The 17,366-nt window shown below is 62.8% G+C and carries 16 protein-coding genes; 7 read left to right on the top strand and 9 right to left on the bottom strand.

Features of this window, described 5'->3' with window-relative positions; all coding sequences use genetic code 11:
- Positions 1-417 precede the first annotated feature (417 nt).
- Together dnaE and LNV07_RS15380 are read left to right on the top strand one after the other, a co-directional pair.
- On the top strand, positions 418-4,008 hold the full coding sequence (gene dnaE / locus LNV07_RS15385) for a DNA polymerase III subunit alpha (RefSeq protein WP_263572038.1): 3,591 nt from the start codon (positions 418-420) through the stop codon (positions 4,006-4,008).
- Positions 4,009-4,096: 88 nt separating this feature from the next.
- The gene (locus LNV07_RS15380) at positions 4,097-5,419 is read left to right on the top strand and encodes a patatin-like phospholipase family protein (RefSeq protein WP_263572037.1); all 1,323 of its coding nucleotides are present in this window, start codon (positions 4,097-4,099) and stop codon (positions 5,417-5,419) included.
- On the opposite strand, the gene LNV07_RS15375 is transcribed toward LNV07_RS15380, so the two are convergent.
- Together LNV07_RS15375 and LNV07_RS15370 are read right to left on the bottom strand one after the other, a co-directional pair.
- Positions 5,407-5,637 carry a ComEA family DNA-binding protein gene (locus tag LNV07_RS15375; protein WP_263572036.1) on the bottom strand — a complete coding sequence of 77 codons (231 nt, stop codon included), beginning with the start codon at positions 5,635-5,637 and terminating at the stop codon, positions 5,407-5,409. The genes LNV07_RS15380 and LNV07_RS15375 overlap by 13 nt on opposite strands.
- 74 nt (positions 5,638-5,711) lie before the next feature.
- The gene (locus LNV07_RS15370; protein ID WP_263572035.1) at positions 5,712-6,668 is read right to left on the bottom strand and encodes a glycosyltransferase family 9 protein; all 957 of its coding nucleotides are present in this window, start codon (positions 6,666-6,668) and stop codon (positions 5,712-5,714) included.
- Between the two features lie 96 nt (positions 6,669-6,764).
- Between LNV07_RS15370 and LNV07_RS15365 the strand changes: the two genes are divergently transcribed.
- Positions 6,765-7,424: a DUF4254 domain-containing protein gene (locus tag LNV07_RS15365; RefSeq protein WP_263572034.1), complete on the top strand. Its 660-nt coding sequence runs from the start codon at positions 6,765-6,767 to the stop codon at positions 7,422-7,424.
- A 3-nt stretch (positions 7,425-7,427) separates the two neighbouring features.
- Here the strand turns inward: LNV07_RS15365 and LNV07_RS15360 are convergent, their stop codons facing one another.
- Entirely contained in the window at positions 7,428-9,164 is a 1,737-nt protein-coding gene (locus LNV07_RS15360) for an ATP-binding cassette domain-containing protein (protein ID WP_263572033.1), read from the bottom strand.
- Positions 9,165-9,328: 164 nt separating this feature from the next.
- Between LNV07_RS15360 and LNV07_RS15355 the strand changes: the two genes are divergently transcribed.
- From LNV07_RS15355 to gmhB, 4 genes are read left to right on the top strand one after another with little or no spacing between them, the layout of a single operon-like run.
- Complete coding sequence (locus LNV07_RS15355; RefSeq protein ID WP_263572032.1) at positions 9,329-9,898, top strand: D-sedoheptulose-7-phosphate isomerase; 570 nt, start codon at positions 9,329-9,331, stop codon at positions 9,896-9,898.
- 13 nt (positions 9,899-9,911) lie between these two features.
- Entirely contained in the window at positions 9,912-10,862 is a 951-nt protein-coding gene (gene rfaE1 / locus LNV07_RS15350; protein ID WP_263572031.1) for a D-glycero-beta-D-manno-heptose-7-phosphate kinase, read from the top strand.
- 8 nt (positions 10,863-10,870) lie between these two features.
- Positions 10,871-11,365, top strand: a complete 495-nt coding sequence (locus LNV07_RS15345; protein WP_263572079.1) for an adenylyltransferase/cytidyltransferase family protein — start codon at positions 10,871-10,873, stop codon at positions 11,363-11,365.
- On the top strand, positions 11,366-11,914 hold the full coding sequence (gene gmhB, locus LNV07_RS15340) for a D-glycero-beta-D-manno-heptose 1,7-bisphosphate 7-phosphatase (RefSeq protein WP_263572030.1): 549 nt from the start codon (positions 11,366-11,368) through the stop codon (positions 11,912-11,914). It begins immediately after the preceding gene.
- On the opposite strand, the gene LNV07_RS15335 is transcribed toward gmhB, so the two are convergent.
- The 6 genes from LNV07_RS15335 to LNV07_RS15310 all read right to left on the bottom strand — a co-directional run bounded on the left by LNV07_RS15335 (position 11,897) and on the right by LNV07_RS15310 (position 17,247).
- Complete coding sequence (locus LNV07_RS15335; RefSeq protein ID WP_263572029.1) at positions 11,897-13,207, bottom strand: glycosyltransferase; 1,311 nt, start codon at positions 13,205-13,207, stop codon at positions 11,897-11,899. The genes gmhB and LNV07_RS15335 overlap by 18 nt on opposite strands.
- 39 nt (positions 13,208-13,246) lie before the next feature.
- Positions 13,247-14,371: a glycosyltransferase family 9 protein gene (locus LNV07_RS15330; protein WP_263572028.1), complete on the bottom strand. Its 1,125-nt coding sequence runs from the start codon at positions 14,369-14,371 to the stop codon at positions 13,247-13,249.
- Positions 14,372-14,377: 6 nt separating this feature from the next.
- Complete coding sequence (gene waaC / locus LNV07_RS15325; protein ID WP_263572027.1) at positions 14,378-15,463, bottom strand: lipopolysaccharide heptosyltransferase I; 1,086 nt, start codon at positions 15,461-15,463, stop codon at positions 14,378-14,380.
- Entirely contained in the window at positions 15,450-16,595 is a 1,146-nt protein-coding gene (gene lapB, locus LNV07_RS15320; protein ID WP_263572026.1) for a lipopolysaccharide assembly protein LapB, read from the bottom strand. The genes waaC and lapB overlap by 14 nt, the downstream gene beginning before the upstream one ends.
- The gene (locus LNV07_RS15315; RefSeq protein ID WP_263572025.1) at positions 16,585-16,878 is read right to left on the bottom strand and encodes a LapA family protein; all 294 of its coding nucleotides are present in this window, start codon (positions 16,876-16,878) and stop codon (positions 16,585-16,587) included. Before LNV07_RS15315 ends, lapB begins: the two co-directional genes overlap by 11 nt.
- Positions 16,879-16,947: 69 nt before the next feature.
- Positions 16,948-17,247 carry an integration host factor subunit beta gene (locus LNV07_RS15310; RefSeq protein WP_263572024.1) on the bottom strand — a complete coding sequence of 100 codons (300 nt, stop codon included), beginning with the start codon at positions 17,245-17,247 and terminating at the stop codon, positions 16,948-16,950.
- Positions 17,248-17,366: the final 119 nt, after the last annotated feature.

Here is a 17,366-nt window from a genome sequence, read left to right as displayed (position 1 = left end):
TTCGACCTTCGAGGTGCCAGCGCGCAGCGCAGCACCCATCAAGGCGACGCGCAGCGAGCCGTGTTCTTGGGAAACCCCTTCTGCATGGGCGAGGAGCGCAGAATTTGCCGGGCGTCGCGCAGCGACTTCAAGAACTGGCTTCGCGCCCCTTGTCTGAACGGAGCGTAGCGCAGTGAGTTGGGCGCGGCCCGGCAAATTTGAGCACCGAGCGGACCCGCAGGGCCATGCGGCAGGGTCGCCTTCTCTTGCCCACTTCTCTTGGCGAAGCAAGAGAAGTGGGTCGCCCGCCGGGGCGAACTCCCGGCATCGTGCGGGTAGAGCAAATCAGCCGGAAGCGAGCAGCACCCACCATCGGCGAATTCGCCGTGCATGCCTCGAAAGTCGGAGCAAAAATGATGCCTCCTTACAATCACGCCCATGGCCTTTGTTCACCTCCGCACCCACACCGAATTCTCCGTCGTTGACGGCACCCTCAGAATCGACGACGCGGCCGCCGCGGCCGCCGAGGACGGGCAAATCGCCTGCGCGATCACCGACCTGGCCAACCTCTTTGGCGGCATCAAGTTCTACAGCGGCATGCGCAAGAAGGGCGTCAAACCCATTTTGGGTGCCGACTGCTGGCTGGAGCCGGAAGGCTCGGACAAGAACCCCAGCCGTTTCTTGCTGCTGGTGCAAAACAAGCAGGGTTACCTGAACCTGTGCGAGCTGCTCTCAAGAGCCTGGATTCAAAACGTGCAGCGCAACCAAGCCTGCATGAAATGGGAATGGCTGAGCGAGTTGAACGAAGGCTTGATCTGCCTGTCGGGCGCGCAGTTTGGCGGCCTGGGTGCCGCCTTGCTGGCCGGTGACAAGCCGCGCGCGCTCGATTGGGCCGGGCGCTTTCAAGAGATCTTCCCGCAGCGCTTCTACATCGAACTGCAGCGCGCCGGGCTGGCCGGCCAAGAGGCGCTGGTGCAGGCCAGCGTGCCCTTCGCGGCCGAATTGGGGCTGCCGGTCGTCGCCACCCACCCGGTGCAGTTTTTGGGCACCGAGGACTTCGAGGCCCATGAGGCGCGTGTCTGCGTGGCCGAAGGCGAGACGCTGACCAATCCCAAGCGCATCAAACGCTTTTTGCCGGGTCAGTTTTTCCGCAGCCAGGCCGAGATGGAGGCGCTGTTTGCCGACATCCCCTCGGCGATTGCCAATACGGTGGAGATCGCGCGGCGCTGCAGCCTGAGCCTGGTGCTGGGCAAGCCGCAGCTGCCGGAGTTCCCGACCCCGCTGGTCGACGGCGTCAAGATGACGCCCGATGATTATTTCCGTTATGCATCGCATGAGGGGCTGAAAGAGCGGATGGTGCTGCTCTACCCGAACGAGGACAAGCGCGCCGAGCAGATGCCGCGTTACATCGCCCGCCTGGAGTTCGAGCTCGAGACGATTGTGAAGATGGGCTTCCCGGGCTACTTCTTGATCGTGTCGGACTTCATCTGGTGGGCCAAGAACAATGGCTGCCCGGTCGGGCCCGGCCGGGGTTCGGGCGCGGGCTCCCTGGTCGCTTATGTGCTGAAGATCACCGACCTCGACCCGCTGCAATACAACCTGCTGTTCGAGCGCTTCTTGAACCCGGAACGGGTCTCGATGCCCGACTTTGACATCGACTTCTGCCAGGGCAACCGCGACCGCGTCATCGACTATGTCAAGGACAAATATGGCCGCCCGGCGGTCAGCCAGATTGCGACCTTCGGCACCATGGCGGCCAAGGCGGCGCTGCGCGATATCGGCCGCGTGCTGGGCATGGGTTATGGCCAGGTCGACTCGATCGCCAAGCTGATCCCCGCGCCGCCCGGCAAGACGGTGACGCTGGCCAAGCTGCCGGAGAACTTCGACCCGGCCAAGGAGAAGATGATCTACGCGCGCCATGAGGCGCCCGAGATCGATCAGCGCGAGGCACAGGAAGAAGAAGTGGCCGAGTTGCTCAAGCTGGCCGCCCGCGTCGAAGGCATGGTGCGCAATATCGGCATGCATGCCGGGGGCGTGTTGATTGCGCCCGGCAAGATCACCGACTTTTGCCCGCAATACCAGCAGCCCGGCTCGAACAGCGCGGTCAGCCAATACGACAAGGACGACGTCGAGGCGGTGGGCCTGGTCAAGTTCGACTTTTTGGGTCTGGCCACGCTGACGATTCTGGAGTTGGCCAAGAATTTCATCATTGCCCGCTACCCGGAGCAAAAGAATTTCAAATGGGAGACCGTGCCGCTGGACGACCGCAAGGTCTTCAAGCTCTTCAGCGACGGTTACTCGGAGAGCGTGTTCCAGTTCGAATCGCCCGGCATGCAGCGCCTGCTCAAGGACGCCAAGCCCTCGCGCTTCGAGGACTTGATCGCGCTGGTGTCACTCTATCGGCCCGGGCCAATGGACCTGATCCCTTCTTTTGTGGCGCGCAAGCATGGCAAGGAAGTCATCGAGTATCCGCATCCCCTGTTGGGCCAGGTGCTGGCGGAAACCTACGGTGTGTTCGTCTACCAGGAACAGGTGATGCAGGCGGCCCAGGTGCTGGGCGGCTACAGCCTGGGCGGCGCGGACATGCTGCGCCGGGCGATGGGCAAGAAAAAGGCCGAGGAGATGGCCGAGCATCGCGGCATCTTCCGCAAGGGCGCGGCCGAGAAGGACATTAGCGCTGAAAAAGCCGACGAAGTCTTCGACTTGATGGAGAAGTTCGCGGGCTACGGCTTCAACAAGTCGCACGCGGCTGCCTATGCCTTGCTGTCGTATCACACGGCCTGGCTCAAGGCCTATTTCCCGGCCGAGTTCTTCGCCGCCAACATGACCATCGAGGCCGACGACTCCGAGAAGCTCAAGGTCTTGATGAATGATGCCAAGCTGTTCGGCATCGATTTCGAGCCGCCTAACGTCAATCTCGGTGTGCACCGGTTCGAGCCGATCTCGCCAATCTTGCCCAACGACGGGCAGCCCACGACCGGGCCTACCAAGCCCTGCAAGCGCGTCAATTACGGCCTTGGGGCGATCAAGGGCACGGGCAAGGGCGCGATCGAGTCAATCGTGGCGGTGCGCACAAGCGGCGGCCCGTTCACGAGTTTTTATGATTTCTGCAACCGGATCGACCGCAAGGCGGTCAACAAGCGGGTGGTTGATGCCTTGATCAAGGGTGGTGCCTTCGACGCCCTGCAGCCCGACCGGGCGCGCCTGCTGGCCAGCGTGGCGCGCGGCTACACCCATGCGGAGACGCAAGAAGCAAATGCCGATCAGGGCGGGCTGTTCGACTTTGGCGACTCGCATGCGTCGAGCACCGCCGAGCCCGATCTGGTCGAGGCCGCGCCCTGGAGCATCAAGGAGCGGCTGACGCTGGAGAAGACCGCGATCGGTTATTACCTGAGCGGCCATCTGTTTGATCAGAGCGGCGAGGAAGTGCGCCGCATGGTCAAGCGCCGGGTCGCCAATATCGAGGATGCGGCGCAGAGCCGCGAGGTGGTGATGCTGGCCGGCATCGTCAGCGATCTGCGCGTCATCAATGGCAATCGCGGCCGTGTGGCGATCTTCAAGCTTGACGACAAGAGCGATTTCATCGAGGCGGTGGCCAACGAGGAACTGCTGAATTTGCACAAGGACTTGTTGGTCGATGACGAGTTGCTGATCCTGCAAGGCAAGGTGCAGATGGACCGTTTCGCCGGGGGCTTTCGCTTCAATGTGCAGGCGGTCTGGGACCTGGCCGGTGCGCGCGCCCGCTTCGGCAAGTATTTCTATGTGCCGGTGAGAGCCAAGCTGCCGGCGCTGCAAGACGTCATCAAGCAATGGCCGGCGCGCGTGACGAGTACCGAGCAGGGTCAGGTCGCGCAGGGCCTCAAAATGATCACTCACCATTTCTTGTCTGGCGAGCAAGAGGGTGCGGAGTTCAAGATCGAGTTGGGTGAAGACAGCCGATTCTGGCCCTGCGATGAGGCCTTGGCTCAGCTCAGGCTCGCAACACAGGATGCCAAGCCGGGGTCGGTGTCGCAAATCATCTACGACTGAGGACCCGGGGCGCTTTACTTGCTTTTTTGCCCCTTGTTTGGAGGCTAGAGCGCGCGCAAATAGGCGATGATTCAGCGCATTGCCGACCATGCCAAACGCTCATCCTCAACCCAGCGATTCGCCAGCGCCCCAGCACCCTGTGGTGGGGCCTTGCGGACTCATCCTCACCGGGGGCGGCGCTCGTGCGGCCTACCAGGTGGGCGTGCTGGCGGCGGTGGCGCAGTTGCGCCGTGACGCGGGCCTCAGCGGCGCCAGCCCCTTTCCCATCATCGCCGGCACTTCGGCCGGCGCCATCAATGCGGCCACCTTGGCCTGCCATGCCGATGACTTCGATGGCGCGGTGGACGGCCTGGTCCACCTCTGGCAGAACCTGCATGTCGATCAAATCTACAGCGCCGACGCCTTTGGCATCATCCGCACCGGCGCCCGCTGGTTGACGATGATGAGCCTGGGCTGGGCGGTCGCTCGTTGGCGGCGCACGCAGCCGCGTAGCCTGCTCGACAATTCCCCCTTGGCCGCCTTGCTGCATCGCTGGGTGAAGATGGAGCGCGTGGACGAAATGCTCAGCGCCGGCCATATGCATGCGCTGGCCATCAGCGGCTCCAGCTACACGTCGGGCCAACATGTTACGTTTTATCAAACCCATAAGACCATCACGCCCTGGATGCGGTCGCAACGCATTGCCGTGCCGGCGCAACTGACGGTCGAGCACCTGACGGCCTCATCGGCGATCCCCTTCATCTTTCCGGCCCAATCGCTTGATCTGGACGGGCAGGCCGAGTGGTTTGGTGACGGCTCTATGCGTCAGAGCGCGCCGATCTCACCGGCCATCCATCTCGGCGCCGAGAAAGTCTTGGTGATAGGCGCCGGCCGCATGCATGAGCCGCCGGGGACTCGGCGCGCGCAACTGGTCAGCGGCCACCCCAGCATGGCGCAAATCGCCGGCCATGCCTTGTCGAACATCTTCTTGGACGCGCTGGCGGTGGATGTGGAACGTTTGCAGCGCATCAATAACACGCTGTCCTTGTTGCCGCCCGATGCCCGCGCGGAGACGCCGCTGCGGCCGATCGATGTGTTGGTGATTGCGCCGAGCCGGCGCCTGGATGACCTGGCTGCCGAGCATCAGGGCAGCCTGCCGCCGGCGATCAAGGGCTTGTTGCGCAGTGTCGGCGTGGCGGGTGAGGGCAAGGGTGCCAGCGGCTCGGCCTTGACCAGCTATTTGCTGTTCGAACCCTCGTTCACCGGCGAGTTGATCAATCTGGGCATGAGCGACACGCTGGCGCGGCGCGCCGAGGTGCAGGCCTTTTTTGGCTGGCCGGCGCAGGCCTTGCAATGCGATCCGGCCTCGATGCGACGGCGCAAGGCCGGTTTTGCCGAAACGGTGCCCGGAACTATCGGTCAATCGGGGTAGGCGAGCCCATTGATGCGCAGGCCCATCGCGGAGAGTTTCTTGGCGGTTTTTGCGCCTAGGCCGCTCACCCGCGAACGCATATCGGCCCAGTCAACGAAGCTCGCCTTGGCTCGCTCGACCAGCAGGCGTTCGACCAAACTCGGCCCCAGGCCCGGCATCGATTCAAGCTCGGCTCGACTGGCTTGATTGAGCTCCAAGGGTTTTGGCTGTGCAGCCAAGCTTGCACAAGATCCGCTCAGCATGGCAATCAGCAAGCAGCGCCGTGTCAGGGGGGCTGATCGCTTGCCGTGCATCATGAAAGGCGCTGCTGCACTCTGGCCAACACCTCGTCGGCCGTGTACCACACCGGGTAGCGCTGCATGATCTCGACATTAGGCCCCCAGGGCGCCCATTGCTCAAGCGGGGTCGGGCCCAACACGCTGAGCAGCGGCGCGCCGACCGCCGCCGCCATATGAGCGGGCCCGGTGTCATTGGCCACCACCAACTTCGCACGCGCCAGCAAGGCGTTGTAGACACCCAGGCCGACGCCTTCGAGCCGCAGCGCGGTCGGGTACATGCTGCGTGCGCCCTCGACCTCGTTCGGCCCCGGGCAGATCACCACTTGCTGCCCGCTGGCGGAAAGCCGTTCCACGAAGCTCATGAATTGCGGCCAAGTCTTGTCGACCAAGGCGGTCGTGCCATTCGCAAACGGGCAGACCAGCACATAGCCCGGCTTGATGCCTCGCTGCTGCAGCATCGCATCGGCCTGAGCATATTGAGCGGGGCTGATCTTGAAGTCGATCGAGGCCGGCGGCGCCTCCTTGATGCCCAGGAAGGCGCAGCTCAAATCCCAATAGCTGCGCAAAGCATGGACCTTCATATCCATCGGGTGGGCGCGTGTCAGCAGCCAACTGCGCCCATCGCAGGCATAGGCTTCGGCCCGCAAACCCGCCAGCCGCATATCGAGCGCTGCCGAGATGGCGCCGGGGAAGGCCAAGGCATTGGGCCGCTTGTCAAAGCCAGGGTCAATGCGGCAGGCCTCGGCGCGCAGCGCACGCAGTTGCTTGACGCGGTCACGCAGCTTTTTGGGGCGAACCAGCACCGGCCAGCCTTCACTTTCAAACAACTCGCGCGCCCAGCCCTTGCCCACCAGATGAAGTTGATAGCCATGTTGTTCCAGCAGTCGCAGGGCCGGCAGACCGAGCACCGCGTCGCCGACAAAATTGCGCAGGCGCACGATCAAAGGCCGCGCTCCAACTGTCTCTATCATGGCGAATACTCCCGGTTATGCTCTGCGGCGGCATTCTGCCACCGCGCTTGATGCACATTGATGCGAACTGACGCCGACCTTGATTTCGAGAACACCATGACAACTTCTGAGCAACCCGCCATTACCTTGCCAGCCGCGCGCGAGATCATTGCGCTGCATACGGCAGCCGTGGCGGCCGGCCCAAGCAGCACCGCGCCCCTGGCCGATGATGTGCTAGGTTGGGCGCGCGTCAATCATTTCTACAACGCCAGCCTATGGGCCGAGGAAGACCTTGCCCGCCGCCAAAAAGCGCTGGATGCGGAAATCGTCGCCAACAAGCGCGCGATTGATCGTTTCAACCAGGCTCGCAATGACGCGATCGAGCGCATCGATGAATGGCTGCTCAGCGCCTTGGGCTTGGTTGATGCCAGCAGCATCGGCAGCTTGACGCCGCGCTCAACCCAGCAAGCGGGTGCGCGACTCAATAGCGAGACCGCCGGCAGCATGGTGGACCGCATGTCCATCATGGCTCTGAAGATCGAGGCGATGCGCTTGCAGACCTTGCGCAGCGACGTCGATGAGGCCCACCTTGCCGCTTGCCGCGAACGCCTCACCCGCTTGCGGCAGCAGCGCGATGACCTGGGTGACTGCTACGACGAACTCTTGGCCGACTCCGCTGCGGGCCGCGCCTACTTCAAGGTCTACCGGCAGTTCAAGATGTACAACGACCCGCGCCTGAACCCGGCGCTGGTGGTTGAGAACACCGCCAAGCCGTAGCGGCTATTCGCCGTGCTGTGCCCGCACCATCGCGGCATAGGCACCGTCGCGTTCAAGCAGTTCGGTGTGCGGGCCGCTTTCCAAAACCCGGCCGGCGCCCAGCACATGGATGATGTCGGCCGAGCGAATGGTGGACAAGCGGTGCGCAATGACGATCAGCGTCTTGCGGCCCTGCCATTGCTCCAAGGCTTGCTGAACCGCGCGCTCGCTCTCGGTGTCGAGCGCGGAGGTGGCTTCATCAAAAACCCAGATGGGTGCGTCGCGGTAGAGAGCTCGCGCGATGGCCAGACGCTGGCGCTGGCCGCCGGAGAGCTTGCTGCCGTTGGCGCCGATGATGGTCTCCAGGCCCTGCGGCAGACCCAAGGCAAAGTCCCATAGATTGGCAGCGCGCAAGGCCTGCTCTAACTTGGCCTCATCGCGCGGCTGGGCGTAGGCGATGTTGTCGGCCACCGAGGCGTCAAACAGCACAATGTCTTGCGACACCACCGCAAACTGGCGGCGCAGATTGCCCTTGCGAAGCTCGCTGACCTCGACGCCGTCGATCGTGACCTGACCCGTGTCGGCTTGGCCAAAGCCCAGGAGCAAATGCACGATGGAGCTTTTCCCCGCGCCCGAGGCTCCGACCAGGGCCGTGGTTTGGCCGGCCGCAAAGTTGAGGGTCAGCCCGTTCAGCGCCGGGCGGTCGGCGTCCGGGTATTGCAGATGCACGTCCTTCATCTGGATCTCGCCCTTGCAGTCGCTGAGTTCACGCCTGCCTTTGTCGGGTTCAACCGGCATGTCCAGCAGGCTCATGCAGCCGCGCGCGATGACCAGGGCGCTGGTGATGGGGGGCATCAGGTCGCTGAGATGGCGCAGACGCGAAGTCAGCAAGAGCAGGCCGGTGATGAAGGCCGCGAATTCACCCACACCGGTGTTGGCTTGGCGCGCTTGCAGCAAGGCCAGGCAGACGATCAAGGACAAACCCCAGCTCGCCACGAACTGCGACAGCGGCTGCGTCATGGCAGCCGCTGCGGCCGATTTCAGGTTGTTGCGTTGCACCTGCTTGGCCAGCGCATTGAACTGAGCCCGCTCATGGTCGGCCGCATCAAAGCTGCGCACCACCCGCCAGGCGCGCGTCAGGTCATCGACCTTGTTGACCAACTGCAATTGCGCGTCGTAGGCGATGCCACCGAGCCGGCGCACCCGCGTGGCGACCCGGCGCATGACGAAGGCCATCAAGGGCGTGGTGATCATCGATAGCAGGGTCAGCTGCCAGTTCAGCATGATCAGATAGCCAAGAATCGCGATAGCCGGCAGGCCGTCGCGCAACACGCTGATGAAGGGGTTGGTCAGCATGCCCATCACTTGCTGCGGGTCGTTCACCACCTTGGTGACCGCCGTGCCCGGCTGCAAGCTGGTGAACACGCGTGCATCGGCCTTCAACAGCGCATCAAGCAGCGCGCAGCGGAAGTCCAGCACCACCCGCGTTACCGACCAGTTGAGCAGGTACTGACCCACAAAACCCAGCAGGCCACGCAGCGCAAACAGCCCAATCAAAACCACCGGCACCCACCAGACCGAAAAGGAGTTGGTCGCGAAGCCCTGGCCAAACACGGTCTTGATCAGGTGCGGGATCAGCGGCTCGGTGGCCGCCGCCAAGGCGTAGACCAGCAAGGTCAGCGACAGGCCGGTGCGGTACGGTTTGACAAAGCGCATCAGGCGCTTGGCAACGGGTTTGAGTTCGGGAGAATCAGTCGTCATGGCGGGGGATTGTCGCTGCTGTTTTGGCTTGCGGCCCGAGCCCTGTTGCGTGCGCGCCTGCGTTGATAATGGCGCGATGTGATTGGCCCAGAGTTTGGCCCTGGCGAGCGCTCACAAGCCCTCATCGGCTTGATCCACTTTTTACTTTTCATGGATTTCCATCAATGAATTCACTGTTTCTGCGCAACCTTGCCGAGCATCAGCAATTGATGAACTTGCTGCATGACTTGGACCCCGCCATCGCCGAGGCCGGGCAGCAGTTGGCCAAGGTGCTGACGCAGGGCGGCAAGATCCTGTTCTGCGGCAATGGCGGCTCGGCGGCCGACAGCCAGCATCTGGCGGCCGAGTTGACCGGCCGCTTCATCAAGGACCGGCGCCCGCTGGCGGCGATTGCGCTCAACACCGATACCTCGGCGTTGACCTGCATTGCCAATGACTATGCGTTCGAGCAGGTGTTCGCGCGTCAGCTGACGGCGCTGGCGCGCTCGGGCGACGCCTTGGTGGCGATCTCCACCTCGGGCAATTCGGCCAATGTCTTGCGCGCGGTCGAGGCGGCCAAGGCGGCCGGCGTTTACACCCTGGGTCTGCTGGGGCGCGACGGCGGTCAGCTGCGCGGCCTGTGTGACGCGGCCATCGTGGTGCCGCACCAGGTGACGGCGCGCATCCAGGAGGCGCATATCTTGATCGGCCACACCTTGTGCGGGCTGATCGAAGCCGAACTCGGCTTGGACTGATCGGGGCGGGCCTGTGACTAAGAACTTACTTCAAGGCCTTCCCGCGCGCGAGCTGCTGGCGGCCAAGCGCGTGCTGGTGGTCGGCGATGTGATGCTGGATCGCTACTGGCATGGTGCGGTCGAGCGCATATCGCCCGAGGCGCCGGTGCCGGTGGTGCGGGTTGAGCGCGAGGAGGAGCGTCTGGGTGGCGCGGCCAACGTGGCGCTGGGCGTCAAGATGCTGGGCGCGCGCACGACCTTGTTGACCGTGGTGGGGCGAGATCAGCCCGCCGTCAAGCTGCGCGAGTTGCTGCATGCGCAAGGCGTGGAGACGGTTTTGCGCGACGACCCCAAGCTGCAGACCATCGTCAAGCTGCGCGTGATCGGGCGGGCCCAGCAACTGCTGCGCATCGACTTTGAAAACGAGCCCGACCATGAGTTGCTGGGCGAGATGACGGACGCTTTCGAGCAGCAACTGGCCTCGCATGACCTGGTGCTGTTTTCCGACTACGGCAAGGGCGGCCTGGCGCATATTCCGCAGATGATTGCCTTGGCCCGTGCGGCCGGCAAGCCGGTCCTGGTTGACCCCAAGGGCAGTGATTTCCAGCGTTATGCGGGTGCCACCGTGATCACGCCGAACCGGGCCGAGCTGGCGCTGGTCAGCGGCCAATGGCGCAGCGAAGCGGACTTGACAGCCAAGGTTGATGCCTTGCGGGCCGAGATCGGTGTCGAGGCGGTGTTGCTGACGCGCTCGGAGGAGGGCATGAGCTTGTTCGCCGCGGACGGCATCAGCCATGAGCCCGCGCAAGCGCGCGAGGTGTTCGATGTGACCGGCGCCGGCGACACGGTGATCGCCACCTTGGCGGTGATGATGGCGGCGGGTCTGAGCATGGAAGAGGCGATGCGGTGGGCCAACCGGGCCGGCGGCATCGTGGTCGGCAAGTTCGGCACCGCGACGGTCAGCTATGAGGAGTTGCAAGCATGAGCGTGGGCATGAGCTGGAGCCTGCAAGACAAGCTGCTGGACGCGGCCGCGCTCGACGATGCGGCCCTGGCGGCACGCTTGGCTGCCTTGCCCCGCCCCTGGGTGTTCACCAACGGGGTGTTCGACATCCTGCACCGAGGCCATGTCAGCTATTTGCATGCGGCGCGTCAACTCGGCGGCAGTCTGATCGTCGCGATCAACACCGACGCCTCGGCGCGCGGCCTGGGCAAAGGGCCGGAGCGGCCGATCAACCGCGAGCTCGACCGGGCGCTGGTGCTGGCCGGCTTGGCGGCGGTGGATTGCGTAACTTTCTTCGATGAGCCCACGCCCTGCGCCTTGTTGGCTCGCATTCGGCCCGATATCTACGTCAAGGGCGGTGACTACGATATGGAGTTGCTGGAAGAAACCCGCCTGGTGCGCTCCTGGGGCGGCCGCTCCGAGGCGCTGTCTTTTGTCGGTGGCTACTCGACCACGGCGCTGGTGCGCAGCCTGCGAGCCACCTGAATGAAGGCAGCATTTTTGGACCGTGACGGCGTGATCAATATCGACCATGCTTATGTGGGTCGCTGGGAAGATTTCGAGTTCGTGCCCGGCGCGATTGAGGCGATGCGCCGGCTGCATCGGGCCGGCTATGCGCTGGTCGTGGTGACCAATCAGTCGGGCATTGCCAGGGGCAAATACAGCGAGGCCGATTTTCTGCGGCTGACAGCGCAGATGAGCGAGTTCTTGCTGACACAGCAGGTGCCGCTGGCGGCCGTCGAGTATTGCCCGCATTTGCCGGATGGGCAGGTGGCTGAGTACCGGCAGAACTGCGATTGCCGCAAACCGGCGCCGGGCATGATTTTGCGCGCGGCGCGTAACTTGCAACTTGATCTGAGCCTGTCGGTCTTGTTTGGCGACAAACCCTCCGATATCGAGGCCGCGCAGGCGGCCGGGCTAGGGCGTGCGTTTCTATTGGCCAAGGACGGGCTTGGCGATCCTCCTGACTTGCCAGAGCTGGCTCCCGAACGCTTCGGCAGCTTGGCGCTGGCCGTGTCAGCCTTGCTGGCTTGAGTCTGCGTCCAAAGGCCTGCCGGCGCGCTCCAGCAACTCTGCGCTGGCCTGGGCCCAGGTTCTGATCGGTGCGGCCTTGATCAAGGCCTCACGGGCTTGCAGGGCGGCGGCATCGTTCAGGTAATGACTGAGCTTGGCCTGCATCTCGTCCTCGTCATAGGGATCGAAATAGTCGGCATAAATGCCCGCCGCCTCGGGGATGGAGGTGGCGTTGGAGGCTAGGCAGAACTTGCCGTAGGCGACCGACTCGGCCGCCGGAAGACCGTAGCCCTCGATGGTTGACGGGAACACGGTGAACAGGCAGTTCTGATAAAGGGTGTTGAGCAACTGGTCGGACGCCTTCTCCAGCAAGATCAACTTGCCCGTCAAGGCCTTGGCATTGTTGAGATAGTCATTGAATTCCCGGTAGCTGCCGCTGAGTTCACCCAGCAGCACCAGCTTCACGCCGCTGTCGGCGCCTGCCTGCACGAGCTTGTGCCAGGCCTTCATCAAGCGAATCTGATTCTTCGAGGCCGCAACCCGGCCCACGCACAAGAGATAACGGCCAGCCTCTAGCCCAGCGGGCAAGGCGGTCGGGGCCAGGCCCATCGCGTTGATGTTTTGCCCGAAGCCGAGTTTTTCGACCGGCTTCTCGTAGCCGACAAACTCATGCATGTATTTGATGATCTCGCCTCGGTTGTAGTCCGAGCTGGTGAAAAAGCGGTCGAAGGTCTTGAACGCATCGATGACAAAGCTCAGGAAACGCTTGGCCGTGCCGGCCTGCTTTTCGCCCGGGATCGGGATCATGTCGTGCAGAAAAAGCTGCGGCCGGATGCCGTATTCATCCTTCAGGCGCTGGATATTGGCGACATAGCCCTCCATCGTCCAGTCGCGGCCGATGCTGAGCAACGCGTCACCGGGTTGGAATTCGGGGCTTGGCGCTTTGCGTTCGAACAGCCAGCGCTGGCTATGAAAGCGCAGATGGCCGCCCAGCGTGTGCAGCACGCGTTTGAGCGGGCGGTGAGCGTATTTCTGGCGGTAGTCTGGCCAGGGGAATAGCCGAGCGTTCGGGCACATGGTGAAAAACTTGGCCTTGTCCATCGGCACCCGGCTGCTCAGCACATCGCCCATATATCGTACGAATTCATCGCTGACCAGCGCGACCTTGCGGCAGTCGCGGCCATAGAACATCAAGCATTTCGCGCCATGATCCAGCGCATTGACGGCGTAGTTGATATGCACACGCTGGATGCCGGTGACGGTGGACTTGCGGCGAACCCACAGGATGAGGTCGGTGACGTCAATGTAGATCATGGGAAGATTCAGTTTTCAGTGCCACATACCCGACGGCGATCAATGCGCGCCGGCAAGGCCCAATACTTCGATGACCTGTTCCGCCGTGATCGCCTTGACCCAATCACTGCGCTTGAGCGTCGTGATCACAGTACTGTTTTTCTCGTCAATCGGAGCCCATTCCGGGTTCTTTTGACGCATCAAGGCGATCACCGGAATATGCACCGCATTGGCCAAGTGCATGACGGCCGTTTCAACCGAAATGATCAAGCCGCATTGACTCAACATTGCAGGTAATTGAAAGAAGTTTTCCTCGGCGCTGAATAGCTGCACCCGCTCCAGGCCCTGGGTCGCGAAATAGGCCCGCACCTGGGGCATTTGCTCCGGCACCACATTGACGACAAAACAGGTATTCGCCCAAGCCGGCAGTTTGCGCATTGCCTGGATCAGCTCTACCACCCGAGACAAAGGCCAGCAGCGCTTGTTGTTCTTCGCGAATGGGTTGATGAAGACGGCGCGAGCGGCTTGTTGGCCTTCAGCGGCAAAACCCCATTGCCGCAGTTGTTGCTGGCTGGCCTGCAACCATTGCGGCGGAATGTCGAGAAAGGGGAAGCGCCGATCTTCGGCCAGATTCATGCCAAAAAATGACTTGAACCAGCCGTTGTAAATCGCCGTTATGTGTTGACCGGCTTGCGTCAAGCCGTCCGGATTCAAGGCCGCATTCAGCTTTCTATAGGCCCAGCGCCTGTGCAAGGCCAAGAGACCGGGCTGATGCTTCATGCCGGCCACAAAACCGTTCGGGCAGATCTCGCGGGCCAAGGCCGCGTACAGATGCGGGCGCAGCGTGGCCAGTGAAACGACCAGTGGATATTGTTGTTGCCTTGCTTCTTGAATCGATGCCTTGTACAGCGCCGGGCTATAGGTCTTGTCATAGGTCTTGGCGACAAAAGGGCAGGCCGCCAGCCAGTCGTACAAGGCATATTTTTTCAGATGCACCCAGTCCGCAGGCCGATTGCTGCGGCGCAATTCATCGACCCAGATATGCACTTCGATATGCGGGTATTGCTTCGAAAAGGCCTGGAAGAAGTTCTGCAAATAGGTGTAGTCGCCCAGGGCCAGATGGGTGATGAACAGAATCTTTTGCGACTTCGCCAGCAGGTCGTTGGGGATGAGTTGGGTTGACATAGGCTTTTAGAGGGTACTGGCTTGCCGGACTTCGGATGTGGCCTTCAAGACGCGGGCCACATCCAACTGGCGCATGCAGTCAAAGCGACCATGGCAAGTGGGTTTGCGGTTGCAGGGCGAGCAGTCCAGCCGCTCGTAGAGAACCTGGGTGCGCGCATCGGGGCCGCGCAAATAGGGGGTGGTCGAACCAAACAAGGCGACGGTGGGGATGTTCAACGCGATCGCCATATGGCTCAGGCCGGTGTCGACGCCGACCAGCAGGCTGGCTCGGCTGATGACGGCCACGGTTTCGTCGAGCTTGAATTGGCCGACCAGATTGACGATGGCCGGGTTGCTGGCGGCGATGCGCTGTGCCGCAGGCAGATCGGACGGGCCACCGAGCAGAAGCGGCGTGAGGCCTTGTGCGAGCAAGCCGTCCGCCAGGGCGGCCCAGTTGCTCTCTATCCAATGCTTTTGCGGCCGCGTGGTGAAGGCCGCCAAGACCGCGTACCTGGAGCCGACCTTGGCTTGCTCCAAGCGAGCGCTAGCCAGTTGCCGAGCCGCCTCGCCCACGGCCAGATCCATCCGGTAGCTGTCGCTCGCGGCACCGAGATAGACCGCCAGATCGCGGTATTCATGGGCAACGATGGGCAGTGTCGCGTCGATCCCCACACCGGGCCCAGGCCGCACGCTCTCATGCATCAGCCATTGACTCGATTCGCGCGGCTTCAGGTTGACCCGCCGGGGCGCGCCGGTGAACCAGGCCATCAGGCCGCTTTTGAGCAAGCCTTGCGGGTCGATGACCAGGTCGAAGCGGGCCGCACGCAGGCTGGCCCGAAAGCGCCAGATTTCGCGCAGCGCCTGTAGCCGCTTTCCTGCCCGCCACAAGTTTTTCCATTCGGCCGTCGGCAAAACAATAACTTCGTGCAGACGCGGGTTGTGCTTGAGCAGAGGGGCGGCCGCGGGCTCCACCAGCCATGTGATTTGGGCCTTGGGCCAACGGCTGAGCAGTGAGGGGATCAGCCCCGAGCTCAACACGACATCGCCCAGGGCGCTCAAGCGGACGATCAGGATGCGATCAGGGTCCGACGGCACCGGCCTATTCGTCGACATGGTGTGGCGGGTAGGTGTCCCAGTTCAAACAGCCAGGGCATTGCCAGAAATAATGCTGGGCCTCGAAGCCACAGGCGGCGCAGCGGTAGCGCTGCAAGGGGCGCACTGCGCGGTCGATGGCTGCACCCACCAGGGGGGCTTCCACCTCGCTGAGTTTGAACTGGGCTTGGGTCAGCAGCAAACGTGCGGCTGACAGATTGGGCTGCTCGCGCAAATGGCGGCTCAGGCGTTCACGCTGCAGGTCGGCGGCTGGTTCCAGCTTGGCGATCGCTTGCAGCAAATGCATGCCCGGCGTGCGGCAGTATTGATCACTCAGAATGGCCAAGGCGCGCTCGTGGCATCCGCAGGCCTGCGCGGCCTCGGCAAAGTCCCGTGCCACCAGATTGAAGGCTTCAGGGTTGGCCGCCAACAATTCGGCATAGGCCGCCATCGCCAATTTGGGCTCGCCCAACCTGGCTTGCATCTGCCCGGCCAAGACATGCGCGCGCGCGGCATGGGGCGCAATTCTGCGGGCTTCGGCCAGCAAGTTGGCTGCATCATCGTCGTGATCCCGTGCCTGCGCTTCCAGTGCCAGTTCGCACAGGTAATGCGCTATGCGGGTGGCAAAGGAGGCGGTGCCGGTTTGTTCCAGATGGCGCGCCACATCGGCGGCCTTGCGCCAGTCGCGGGTGCGCTCGTACAGCGCCAGCAAGGCCAGTTCGGCCTCGCTCTCGAAGGGTGTACCGGCCAGCGCGGTGAAGGCGCTTTCGGCGCGGTCAAACAGACCGGCCTTGTAGAAATCCTGGGCCAAGGCGTGCTGAGCGCGCTCGCGCTCGGAGCGCGGCAGGTCGCCGCGCTGCAGCAGATGCTGGTGTACCCGCACCGCGCGCTCGTATTCGCCGCGCCGGCGGAATAGATTGCCCAGAGCGAAGTGCAGCTCCGAGGTGTCGGGATCGTTTTGAACCGCCTCGATGAAGGCATCGATGGCCTTGTCTTGCTGCTCATTGAGCAAGAGGTTGAGCCCTTTGAAATAAGCCTTGGGCGAGTTCTTTTGCTCACGCTTCCATTGCCTGGTGTCGAGCTTGGATGCGAGCCAGCCGATGGCAAAGGCCGCGGGCAGAGCAAACAGCAACCAGCGAAGATCAAATTCCATCGTGGATCACGCCGGGCGACTGGGGCTCGTCGCTGCCATTTGCCGGAGTGACGGCAGCAGGGTTGCGGCTCGCGATGCGGCGGTGATGCCACCAAGCAGGCACCATCGCCAGCACACCCAGGGCGCAACCCATTCCGAAGGCCAGCAAGACCACGATCACCAGCGGCGAACGCCATTCGTGACCGAAGAACCAGCGTACGACGACCTCGTGGCTGTTGTTCAGCGCGAAGGCGAAGAGTGCAAAAAAGAGGAAGGCCCTGAAGACCCAAACAAGGATACGCATTGAGCGGGGATTCTAGTGCCGCTGCCGTGGCCCTCGACGCTACTTAGCGCGCAATCTGTTGCGTAGCGATCAATTCTTTGCCGCTGTGCTGTCGGCATCAACGCCCTCGCGCAGCGCTTTGCCGGGCTTGAAGTGAGGCACCAACTTCTCCGGAATCAAGACCTGCTCGCCGCTGCGTGGGTTGCGGCCCATGCGGGGTGGGCGGCGGTTGACGGAGAAGCTGCCGAAGCCGCGAATCTCGATCCGGTGGCCGCGCGCGAGCGAATCGGACATGGCGTCCAGAATCGTCTTGACGGCGAATTCGGTGTCACGCTGCGCCAGTTGACCGAAGCGCTCGGCCAGCAATACAACGAGGTCGGATCGGGTCATGGCTTGGTGGCCTCAAAGTTTGTACGTATTCATAAAAAAGGCCCGCCCTCCTTGAGGAGGCGGGCCTTCGTGGCAATCAAGCTATGGATCGGCAAGACCTCTGTGAGGCCTTGCCAATG

The organism is Roseateles oligotrophus, from assembly GCF_025717515.1.
Taxonomy (GTDB): Bacteria; Pseudomonadota; Gammaproteobacteria; order Burkholderiales; family Burkholderiaceae_C; genus Paucibacter_A; species Paucibacter_A oligotrophus.
Note: the sequence above shows the minus strand (reverse complement) of the source record. Positions and strands in the feature narration are given on the sequence as shown.